At 58.0% G+C, this 10,732-nt stretch carries 9 protein-coding genes; 3 read left to right on the top strand and 6 right to left on the bottom strand.

The features are described 5' to 3' along the window. The first annotated feature begins 431 nt into the window (after positions 1 to 431). The gene (gene rlmD / locus I2D41_RS01560) at positions 432 to 1,646 is read left to right on the top strand and encodes a 23S rRNA (uracil(1939)-C(5))-methyltransferase RlmD (protein WP_324249156.1); all 1,215 of its coding nucleotides are present in this window, start codon (positions 432 to 434) and stop codon (positions 1,644 to 1,646) included. Positions 1,647 to 1,713: 67 nt separating this feature from the next. On the opposite strand, the gene I2D41_RS01555 is transcribed toward rlmD, so the two are convergent. The 5 genes from I2D41_RS01555 to tilS all read right to left on the bottom strand — a co-directional run bounded on the left by I2D41_RS01555 (position 1,714) and on the right by tilS (position 8,451). Beyond that, complete coding sequence (locus I2D41_RS01555) at positions 1,714 to 2,535, bottom strand: phosphatase (RefSeq protein ID WP_195363318.1); 822 nt, start codon at positions 2,533 to 2,535, stop codon at positions 1,714 to 1,716. Positions 2,536 to 2,694: 159 nt separating this feature from the next. After that, on the bottom strand, positions 2,695 to 3,885 hold the full coding sequence (locus I2D41_RS01550) for a pyridoxal phosphate-dependent aminotransferase (RefSeq protein WP_195363317.1): 1,191 nt from the start codon (positions 3,883 to 3,885) through the stop codon (positions 2,695 to 2,697). A 188-nt stretch (positions 3,886 to 4,073) separates the two neighbouring features. After that, entirely contained in the window at positions 4,074 to 6,152 is a 2,079-nt protein-coding gene (ftsH, locus tag I2D41_RS01545) for an ATP-dependent zinc metalloprotease FtsH (RefSeq protein ID WP_229042044.1), read from the bottom strand. Positions 6,153 to 6,213: 61 nt separating this feature from the next. After that, positions 6,214 to 6,762 (bottom strand): hypoxanthine phosphoribosyltransferase, encoded by a 549-nt coding sequence (hpt, locus tag I2D41_RS01540; RefSeq protein WP_117774133.1) that lies wholly within the window; start codon positions 6,760 to 6,762, stop codon positions 6,214 to 6,216. A gap of 147 nt (positions 6,763 to 6,909) precedes the next feature. Further along, positions 6,910 to 8,451: a tRNA lysidine(34) synthetase TilS gene (gene tilS, locus I2D41_RS01535; protein ID WP_195363315.1), complete on the bottom strand. Its 1,542-nt coding sequence runs from the start codon at positions 8,449 to 8,451 to the stop codon at positions 6,910 to 6,912. Between the two features lie 48 nt (positions 8,452 to 8,499). Here tilS and I2D41_RS01530 point away from each other — a divergent pair, with 48 nt between their 5' ends. Beyond that, positions 8,500 to 9,309 (top strand): MBL fold metallo-hydrolase, encoded by an 810-nt coding sequence (locus tag I2D41_RS01530; protein ID WP_195363314.1) that lies wholly within the window; start codon positions 8,500 to 8,502, stop codon positions 9,307 to 9,309. 82 nt (positions 9,310 to 9,391) lie between these two features. On the opposite strand, the gene I2D41_RS01525 is transcribed toward I2D41_RS01530, so the two are convergent. Continuing rightward, a complete protein-coding gene (locus I2D41_RS01525; protein ID WP_156063448.1) occupies positions 9,392 to 9,823 on the bottom strand; it encodes an Hsp20/alpha crystallin family protein in 432 nt (143 codons plus the stop codon). A gap of 277 nt (positions 9,824 to 10,100) precedes the next feature. On the opposite strand from I2D41_RS01525, the gene I2D41_RS01520 reads away from it, so the two are divergent. Next, on the top strand, positions 10,101 to 10,568 hold the full coding sequence (locus I2D41_RS01520) for a hypothetical protein (RefSeq protein WP_195363313.1): 468 nt from the start codon (positions 10,101 to 10,103) through the stop codon (positions 10,566 to 10,568). Positions 10,569 to 10,732: the final 164 nt, after the last annotated feature.

Raw genomic sequence — 10,732 nt, 5'->3', positions numbered from 1 at the left:
AAGACGGAAAGCACATTAAGTGCTTTCCTTTGCGTGCGGAACTCGCGATAAACTTAATTACGCGCCGCTCCCCGCCCACGCCGGGCAAACGTCATTGGACTTATCACTGACGTGAAGTGGACGCTTGTATATCGTCTGCTAGCTTGGCACGGTACAATGCTTTCAGATTTCAATTTATAAATTAGTGGGGTTAATTCATGGCAGAATCTCGTGCGGAGCGTAGGGCTCGTCGTGCTTTGGTGGAGGCGGCTGAGGGGCCGAAGGAGGAGAAATCTTCTACGAAATCCAATTCTTCTAAAGCTGCAAAAAGCAAGTCGACCAAAAGCAAAGCTAAGGCCAAGCGTTCTGGCTCTCGTCGGGGCGGGGATAAAGCGCCTCAGACTCGTTCCACTGGCTCGCACAAGAATCCGGTTTCGCCTGCGCGGAAGGCTGTGGATCCCAAATCGCCTTGTTCCATCATGCGGGCTTGTGGTGGGTGCACGGCGCTCAATCGTCCTTATAAAAAGCAGTTGGCAGCTAAGCAGGCTGCTATGGAGGAGCTTTTTGCTTCGCTCTGTGAGCGTGAGGGTATCGCCGTTGATCCTATTCGCGGTATGGGCGTCACCCTGGGCGACCCGGGTAAATATCCTGCGCCGCGTGGCTTTCGTCATAAGGCCGCCACTCCCTTTGCCCCCGGTAAGGAGGGCGCTGTCCGTTGCGGTTTCTTTGAGCGCGGCACGCACAGAATCGTTGCCGTACCCGAGTGTCCTGTCGAGGCGCCAGGTGCCCGTCAGATTCTCAACGGCATCGCACGCGAAGCTGAGCGGCTGCATATTCCCGCGTTTAATGAGGACAAGCATCTTGGTCTGCTTCGCTATGCCGTCGTCCGCTGCGGTTGGCGTACCGACCAAGTCATGGTTACGCTCGTGACCGCCCAGCGCGACTTACCGCATGCGCAGGAGTTCTTTGAGGCCGTCGCGGCGCTCAATCCGCATATCGTCACCGTTGCCCAAAATATCAATGGCCGTCCCGGTAACGCCATCTTGGGTGAGGAGACTCGTATCGTCTATGGCGCCGAGTGCATGCGCGACCAGCTGCTCGGTTGCGAATTCGATATCTCCCCTACCGCGTTCTATCAGACCAATCCGCAGCAGACCGAGCTGCTCTATCAGCTCGCGATTGACGGCATGGACCTGCAGCAGGGTGACATTCTTATGGACGCTTACTGCGGCAGCGGCACCATCGGTCTGTGCGCCGCGAAGGATGCCCAGGACAGAGGTGTCGGCATTATGTTGCTCGGCGTGGAGCGCAACCCGGCGGGCATTGCCGACGCACGTCGCAATGCCGAACTCAACGGCCTCACCCGCAGCGCTTGGTTTATGGCCGACGACGCCACCGACTACATCCTAGATGCCGCCGATAACAGCGAGCGCGTCGACGTCCTTTCCATCGACCCGCCGCGCGCCGGCTCTACCCCCGAGTTCCTCGAGGCCGCCTGCGCACTTAAGCCGCGTCGCATCACTTATATCAGCTGCAACCCCGTGACCCAAGAGCGCGACCTGCACCACCTCCTCGACGGAGGCTATCGCCTGCTCAAGATCACGCCGGTCGACATGTTCCCCCACACCGACCACACCGAGACCGTCGCGGTCCTCGAGCGCCGCTAACCCACCGGCACAAGAAAGGGGGCGGCCCGTCTGGACCGCCCCCCTTTCGTTGGACATATGAGTCTCGTTACATCCCCTTGCGCAGGTCGCACACACCGGCTGCCGCCATCTCGCGCAGCAGCGTCTCGCGGTCACGCGTCACAATCAAATCCAGCGGGAAGTGAATCTCGTCGAGCAACTTGCGGGCATGGTCAAGCTTGCCAATGGCCATGCCAATGTGGGCATCGGTCGAAACGCCAATGCCCACGCCCAGCTCGGCGCAACGCTCGGCAATCTTGCGGCATGCGGCCCAATGCTCAGTGTCGGCACCGTGCTCAAGACTATGGTTGTTGATCTCGATAATCTTGTGCTTCGCCTTAGCCGCCAACAGCACCTCATCGATATCGAACGGCACGCCCGAGCGCCCCGTATGCCCCAGCATGAACACCTTGGGGTGCTCCAGGGCATTGATGTACATCTGGGTCGTTTGGGCGAGCGTCGCACCTTCAGCAATCTGCGGATTATGCACGCTTGCAACCAAATAATCCAAATTGCGCGTCACCAATTCGAACAGCGAATGCTGGTGACTGTACGAATCGCCGGCAATATCGAGCGAAACGGGAATGTCCTCGCCAAACAAGCTTCCGTCCAGCGAAACGATATCGGCCTCGGCGCCGCGCAGCACCAGCACACCGCTCCAAATGCGTGGCCAGATATCCTGGTTAATAAAGAACTGGAAACTGCGCAGGTCATTGGGGCAAGGCGTAACCATCGAGCTTAAATGATCGGCAGATCCAAGTACCTGCAGACCACGCTCTGCCGCCCAGTACACATTCTCCTCAATGGTCGAATATGCATGCGCAGAGAATATCGTGTGGGTATGAATGTCACAAGAAAGCAGGTAGGGCATCGGGTCTCCTTATCCGGTATGGCCGTCGCGTATATTCATTGTACGCATAGCATTCGATGGTCGTAAAACCGCTCCATCCCAACGACACAACGTCCATGACAACGGGGTCTGGCTTAAAACCAAACCCCGTTTCACGTAAAACATTGTAAGCAGAGCGCTTTACTTTTGACGATACTCGTCGGCCAGCTGCTTCCAGGCGGGCAGCGAGTTGACGATAGTCTCGTAGCTCACGCAGTAGCCCAAGCGGAACCAGCCCGGCATGCCGAAGCTGTCCGAGGGCACTGCGAGCAGTTCGCACTTCTTCGCGCGCTCGCAGAAGGCGTTCGCATCGGGCTCCAGCGCTTTCACCCATAGGTAGAACGCGCCATCCGGCTCAACATAGGTGTAGCCATACTCCGCTAGCGCATCGGTAAGCGCCGTGCGGTTGCGTGCATAGGCCTCAACGTCACTCGGCTCATCGATGCAGTCGATAATGACGCGCTGGAAGAGCGCCGGCGCGCAGACGAAGCCCAGCGTACGGGCGGCGCCGGCAACAGCCGGCATCAGACGCGCAGCCTGCGGATTGGTGTTGGGAACCAAGATCCAGCCCACGCGCTCGCCCGGCAGCGAAAGCGACTTGGAATACGAGTAGCACACGATGGTGTGCTCGTAGATCGAAGGCACCCAAGGCACCTCGGCGCCATAGACAATCTCGCGATACGGCTCGTCCGAGATAAGCGTGATCGGGTTCTCGGGATCGCGCTGAGCGTTGGCCTCGCGCAGAACATTGGCCAGTCGCGTCAGCGTGTCGCGCGTATATACGGCACCGGTCGGATTGTTGGGCGAGTCGATGATGACGGCTGTCGTCTTATCGGTAATCGCCTTGAGCACGTTGTCCACGCTCAGCTGGAACGTATCTTCATCGGCGAGCGCCTCGACACACGTACAACCAGCCTTCTCAATCCAAACGCGATACTCCGGAAAGTACGGGGCGATAACAATAACCTCGTCGCCCGGATTCGTAACGGCATTGAGCGTACAGGTGAGCGAAGCCGCGGCGCCCACCGTCATAAAGACGTCCTTGCCCTCATAGCTCGTACCGAAGCGACGGTTGAGCGACTCAGCAACGGCGGTACGGCACTGCGGTAGGCCCGGTGCGGGAGTGTAGCCGTGCAGCTGGTCACTGGGCAGTTCAAGCGCCTTTTTGATGGACTCCGCGACGGCAGCGGGTGCCGGAACGCTCGGGTTGCCCAGCGAGAAATCGAACACGTTTTCCGCGCCGATTTGCGCCTTGCGCTCAAGGCCATAGCTAAAAATCTCGCGGATGATGGAGCTCTCTGCACCGCGAGCATACATAGTTTCGTTAATCATCTGTTCCCCTTTCGCATAGGCGCTATTGTACGCTTTAGTCGGGAAAAGCGCCGCAGCAATGTTGATTGGGGACAGACTTAAATGCGTGAAAACGCTCATTTAAGTCTGTCCCCAATCAACAGATGGCCCCATATCGCTCAAAAGAAAAGCCTCCGCAGGTTTCCCCGCGGAGGCTTTCACCACAAAGACTATTTGTCGTCGTCGGTGTCGGCACCGGCATTGACGGCACGGTCATCATCGGCAATCTCGGATGTGGCTTCGGCATCCTCCTGCATAGCCGCCTGCGCAAATGCCGCGGCATCAGCCGCCAGCTCCTCCTCGCTCATGCGAGGCGCACGCTTCTTGGTCGGCATGCCGGCCGCCTTAGCGTTGCGCTCCTCCTTGGCCGCCAGGATATCGCCCTCGCGCTCAAGGTAGGCGTCCCACTCGTTGTCGAGCAGGGCGTTCACGGCATCGCCCTCGACGGTCTCGCGCTCAAGCAGCACCTTCGCCATCAGATCGAGCTGATCGCGACGGGCATCCAGGATCTCGACAGCGCGGCGATGAGCCTCGCGCATGATGCGCTGAACCTCGATGTCGATGCGACGCGCCGTCTCCTCCGAGTAATCCTGGTGATCGGCGTAATCGCGACCAAGGAACACCTGATGCTGTGCCTCGCCAAACACCTGCGTTCCAAGTTCCTCGCTCATGCCCAGGCGCGTGACCATCTCGCGCGCCATCTTGGTCGCGCGCTCCAGATCGTTGCTCGCGCCCGACGTGATGTCGTCGCACATGAGCTCCTCGGCAACGCGGCCACCCAAGAACACGGCGAGCTCGTCGAGCATCTCGTTCTTGGTCTTGAGGAAGTGGTCCTCCTGCGGAAGCTGCAGCGTGTAGCCCAGCGCCTGACCGCGGCTGACGATCGAAATCTTGTGAACCGAATCGGAATGCTCCAGGATGTGGCCCACCAGGGCGTGACCGCTCTCGTGGTAGGCAATCGTGGTGCGCTCGGCCTCGGTCATCACGCGACCCTTGCGCTGCGGACCGGCAATCACGCGCTCCATCGACTCCTCGACCTCGTCCATCGAGATTACGGAACGATGGCGGCGGGCAGCAAGCAGCGCAGACTCGTTGAGCAGATTTGCCAGATCGGCGCCGGTGAAGCCAACGGTCATCTGGGCGAGCTTCTCAAACTTCACATCCTCGTCCATCGGCTTGTTCTCGGCATGCACGCGCAAGATCTGCTCGCGGCCCTTCACATCCGGACGGTCGACCGTGACCTGACGGTCAAAACGACCGGGACGCAGCAATGCCGGATCCAAGATGTCAGGACGGTTGGTCGCAGCGATCAGGATGACCGACTCGCTCTCCTCAAAACCGTCCATCTCGACCAGCAGCTGATTGAGCGTCTGCTCGCGCTCGTCGTGACCGCCGCCCAAGCCAGCTCCGCGCTGACGTCCCACGGCATCGATCTCATCGATGAAGATGATCGACGGGGCCTGGGACTTGGCCTCCTTAAAGAGGTCACGCACACGGCTGGCGCCGACACCCACGAACATCTCGACAAAGTCGGAACCCGAGATACTAAAGAACGGCACGCCCGCCTCGCCGGCAACGGCCTTGGCCAGCAGCGTTTTACCGGTACCCGGAGGGCCCACCAGCAACACGCCACGCGGAATCTTGGCGCCCAGCTTGCGATAGCAATCCGGATCGCTCAAAAAGTCACGGATCTCCTCGAGCTCCTCGACCGCCTCGTCCACGCCGGCAACGTCTTCAAACTTGACCTTGGGGCGCGTGGCCTCGTTGGTCTTGGCGTTGGTCTTGCCAAACTGCATGTTCCTGTTGTTGGCGCCCATCATCTGGCGCATAAAGTAGAACATGATGGCGATCAGGGCGATCGTCGGAAGCACGCTCATCGCCAAGTCGCCCCAAAAATCGGGGTCATTGGTGTTGACGATGTACTTAGTATCGGGGTGCTCCGCCATAAGCTCGGCAAGCGAATCGGAGCCGACATAGGTCGAGGAGAAGCTCTTGAGCTCGCTCGTATCGCCCTTGTCCTTCTTCGTCTTCCAGTAATGACCCGTCACGCTTCCGTCTTGAACCGTATAGGTCAGATCTTCGACGCGATCCTGCTTGATGGCGTTGACCATCTCGCTCGTCGCGAGCTTTACGGTATTGCTGGAATTGGCAAAGCCGGAGCCCATGTTAAAGAAGGCGTAGCCCAGAAGCGCGCAAGCCAAAATAAAATACAGCCAGCCCGTACGCGTGGGCTTCTTGCCTCCGGGCATCCCCGGGATCTTAGGCTCCCGGGGAGTCTGGGAATTGTTATCGTTACGGTCGTCGGGCATCTTACGAATAAACCTCCGGTTTCAAAATGCCCAGATACGGAAGGTTACGATAGCGCTCGGCATAGTCGAGGCCGTAGCCCACCACAAAGGCATCGGGGCAATGGGTTCCAACATACTTGGGCGTGATGGCCGAGGTACGGTCCTCAACGTCCTTCCACAGGAAGGCAGCGACCTCCAGAGAAGCGGGCTTGCGGCTCTCGAGGTTCTTCATCAGATACTTGAGCGTCAGGCCCGAGTCCAGAATGTCCTCGACGATCAGCACGTCGCGACCGCGGATGTCGATATCCAGGTCCTTAATGATACGCACGATACCCGAGGACTTCACACCGTCGCCATAGCTCGAAACAGCCATGAAATCGATGTTGGTCGGCAGCTCGATCTTGCGCATCAGGTCGCCCATAAAGACCACGGCGCCGCGCAGGACCGCAATCAGCACCAGATCCTTACCCGCGTAGTCGCGAGTAATCTGCTCGCCTAGGCGAGAGACGATACCGTCGATATCCTCCTGCGTAAACAGAACCTTCTCGATATCCGGATGTTGAGAAGCCATGACAACCCTTTCTTGTGCTTATCGCCCACACACCGCCGTATGGACGCGAGCTTCACATTCTAGCAGCGCACGGGGTATATTTTCCAGCCCGTACGCCATCAGCGCGGGAATACCGTCAACGTCGCACAGAATAGCTGACGCGGGACGCTATTCCGCATCGACCACACGAAGCAGATGCGCCACGCGCGTTGCGGCCGTGCATTTAAAACGCTCGTCCGCGCGAACGCCTGCGACCCATACCACGGCACCTCCCGGAGCCGTTCTCACCACAGGAACGCCTGCGCGCTCAGAAACGGGAATACGAGCCTCGTTGAGCAGGTCGGACACCTTCTTACTTCGCCCACTCATGCCCAACGGACACATCACATCCCCCGGCACGGGACCGTCTACCCACAGACGCGCCAAACGCGCCTCGGCGGGAATCTCCCCGCGCGAGCCGGCGAGCATCCGTTCGCTATCGCGATCGGCAAAGCCCAGCGTCGCGGCATCCACCATAGCGGCCACCCCTCCGGCACCCGCGAGTTCACGGGCACGGCGCACAATATCGCACCCCGGCTCGACGGCCATCGTCTCTGCCACCAGGATGCGGCCCGCCCCCAGCGGCAATCGACCGGGAATGGTGACCCAATCGGCAACTAACCCCTCGCGCGCCGCCGGGGCCTTGAATGACAGCATGCCAAACTCCACGCGCGCATCGATTCCCGCCGGCAGCGTGACCGAACCCGAGCCTTCGGCGACACAGGCGAGCACGCGCTCCACATGCCGCATCTCCGGGCGAGCGTCGGGGTCGATACGCTTAATTGCCAGTCGCACCATGCGTCGAGCAATCACCACCTCGGCCGCGGCCAGTCGGCGAGCGTCAAGGACCAGTGCACCCGCCGCCTCCTTACGCAGGCAGCTTCGAAACGCCTGCGCGGAAAGCTGGGAAAGAAAGGCGTCCTCATCGCCTAAGATCTCGCAGGCGGCGCCAATCGTCTTACAGACGCTCGCGTTGCGCTGCGCCACCACCGGCATCACCCGATGGCGCACGTAGTTACGCAAGTACGACACGTCCTCGTTGCTCTCGTCCTCTCGCCACGGCTGACCATGCACCTGCAGATAGCCCACGAGCTCATCATGAGTCAAGTCGAGCAAGGGCCGCACCACGATATTCCTCCGGCGAGGAATGCTCGATAGGCCAGCGGGCCCCGAACCCTTAATCGCGTTCATCAAAAACGTTTCCGCGCGATCCGAAGACGTGTGCGCGGTGCAGATACGAGCCGCCGTTCGCGGTGCCCCCGTCTGGGCGCAGAGCTCGCGAACATACCTCCGCGCCGCGGCATAGCGTACCTCGCGGGCAGCCGCCTCGATATTGCCCGATTCATCATCAAAATAGGCATGCTCAACACACAGCGGTAGACCATATTGCGCGCATAGGCCGCGCACAAAGGCCTCGTCGCCATCGGATGCCTCGCCGCGCAGATGATGGTTCACATGCAGCACGTGCAGTCGCTCGCGCGCGATGGGGGCTACACCGCGCCCATCCAGAATATCCAACTTTGATGTGCACGCCATAAGGAGCAAAGCCGTCGAGTCCGCACCACCTGATACCATGAGCACCACGGGGGCAGCCGTCTGCCGCATTGCCAGGGCTTTATCATCAGCCCGCGATGCAGCATGATGTCCGTAATGCTGAGATACCGTTGGCATTTGCTTCCTCCTCTATTCGTTCGCACCCATTGTATCCTTTGGAATCTTATGTCTCGTCTGCACCTTCATATCCTTGGCAGCGGCTCAAAAGGCAACTGTGCGCTCATCGAAGCCCCCCGGGGGCTCATTATGGTCGATGACGGACTGTCTCGCCGCGAGACATTAAAGCGCATGGCAGAACTGGGGCTCTCGACAGACAACGTCTCGGCTCTTCTCATTACTCATGAGCATAGCGATCACATCAAGGGCCTCGATGTCTGGTGCAAGCACTGGCACGGCCCCCTCTTTGCCAGCAGGGGCACACTTTCGAGCAAAGAAAGTCTTTCGCATCTGCCTGTCGAGGAATTCGATCCCGGTGACACCCTATCCATTGCCGGCATCCAGGTGCAAACCTACTCAACATCACACGATGTCATCAATCCTGTCGGCTATCGATTCAATGCTCTCGATGATTCAATCGGCTTTGCCACCGACACCGGAGAACTATCGAGCCAAGCCATGAACACCCTCAAAGATTGTCGAGTCCTTGCGCTCGAAAGCAACCACGATGTGACCATGCTGCGCGAGGGAGAATATCCCCGCTTTCTTCAGGAGCGCATCCTGTCTGCAAGGGGACACCTCTCCAACGACCAAGCCGCCGAAGCCGCGCGCGAACTTGTTACCGATCGCACCGAACAGCTCATTGCCATGCATATCAGCCAAGATAACAATCGTCCGAGCCTTACCGTCAAAAGCTATGCCAAAGCTCTAGCCGCAACCCTGGATGACGAGGTCGGCAGCTCCGCCACCCTTCTCCAAGGATCACGAAAACTCTCGATATGCCCCGCAAGCCAGTATCGGCCAGCAACCATTCAATAGGCTTTCCTAGACAGCAAAAGGGGCCGGGAATCGCTTCCCAGCCCCTTTTGTTATCTTTTAATAGCGCAGAACACCAACGAAGTTAGTCGATGGAGATCTTCGTAACGTTCTTCTTCTCAACGATCTTGGGAACCGTAACGGTCAGGATGCCGTCAGCGTACTTAGCCGAGAGGCCCTCGCTCGAAGCGTCCTTAAGATACACGCCACGCGTCGCGCTGTACGAGCTGAACTCCTTTTGCAGGAAGTTCTTGCCCTCGTTCTCCTCGTCTTCCTCGACATTCACGCTAATGGACAGACGGCCCTCGTTAAGCTCGACATCGATATCGTCCTTGGCGACGCCGGTCAGATAAGCCTTGACCTCATAGCCATCGCCCTTATCCTCAACGTCAACGGGGAACGCCTTAGAGGCAATCGAGTTGTTCGCTAGGTCGCTCATATCATCAAACAGATCGAACAGCGAGCTTGCAGAGGGACGAACGCCAAAAACCGAACGATAAGGAACCATGCTTGCCATGTTTACCACTCCTTTATAGGACTGCCGAGTCATCTTCTAGGTGACTGGGACTTCTTTTGACGCTCTTATATATGCCCACCCAGTGCTCATATATACATCGACTATAAAGTTTTTTGAGTCCACTACTATAAGCATATCTAAGTGTGTATGACTCAGGTTTTAGGAAGGTTAAGGTTCTTTGAACCAGAGCTTAAATAACGAGTATGTCCACAGCTACAAATAACAAGGGGCTTACAATGAGCGCGTATACGTTGTTGGAAACGAGCTAAAGGGCATCATGGACGACCAAAACCAGAACAATATGTTTATGCCGACGCAGGGGGAAGATACTTCCGCGCAGCCACCACGGTTCCATCGCCCCCACATCTCGCAAGAGCCCATTAATGATGCAGAGCCCGAGTATGTTACGAGAAATCGATATCAAACGCTCGAGGATGCCCAGACGGGACGTAAGCATATGGGCGTCGCATCGAGCGATCCCGTATATCTGAAAGATGCACCGTTATCAAAAAACAGCGCGATCAATGACGTCCCGACGAAAACGCCCAAAACTCGACAGCAAAGAGGTCCTCGACCTAAGCAAACCTTAACGCATTCGGCTCGTTATCTCGAGACGCCAAAACAAGGGAAAACGATCTTCGTATCGTCAAGTAAACGACGTAAGCAACATCGACTGACAATTCTGCTTTTGATCATTGTGGTCATAGCAATTGCCCTTGTGATTCGATTTATTGTCTTTAAATAATAGCTCATTACCCATAAGCCCAACCGGGTTACAGGTGAAATGCAACTATATTGTGAAGTGTTAACGCAAAAAAGGGGGAGGCCGCGAGGCCTCCCCCTTTTTCAATCTCGATGACGGCTCGGTGCCGTCCACCGGTCAGCGGCGCCCTGGCCTCCCACGGGCTG

Source organism: Collinsella aerofaciens (assembly GCF_015552075.1).
Lineage (GTDB): Bacteria > Actinomycetota > Coriobacteriia > Coriobacteriales > Coriobacteriaceae > Collinsella > Collinsella aerofaciens_Y.
This window is presented reverse-complemented; position numbering and strand designations above follow the sequence as displayed.

Coding starts and splice junctions, on each gene's coding strand:
- I2D41_RS01555 (WP_195363318.1), bottom strand. CDS start 2,535: ATGCCCTACCTGCTTTCTTGTGACATTCATACCCACACGATATTCTCT.
- I2D41_RS01550 (WP_195363317.1), bottom strand. CDS start 3,885: ATGATTAACGAAACTATGTATGCTCGCGGTGCAGAGAGCTCCATCATC.
- ftsH (WP_229042044.1), bottom strand. CDS start 6,152: ATGCCCGGAGGCAAGAAGCCCACGCGTACGGGCTGGCTGTATTTTATT.
- hpt (WP_117774133.1), bottom strand. CDS start 6,762: ATGGCTTCTCAACATCCGGATATCGAGAAGGTTCTGTTTACGCAGGAG.
- tilS (WP_195363315.1), bottom strand. CDS start 8,451: ATGCCAACGGTATCTCAGCATTACGGACATCATGCTGCATCGCGGGCT.
- I2D41_RS01530 (WP_195363314.1), top strand. CDS start 8,500: ATGTCTCGTCTGCACCTTCATATCCTTGGCAGCGGCTCAAAAGGCAAC.
- I2D41_RS01525 (WP_156063448.1), bottom strand. CDS start 9,823: ATGGCAAGCATGGTTCCTTATCGTTCGGTTTTTGGCGTTCGTCCCTCT.
- I2D41_RS01520 (WP_195363313.1), top strand. CDS start 10,101: ATGGACGACCAAAACCAGAACAATATGTTTATGCCGACGCAGGGGGAA.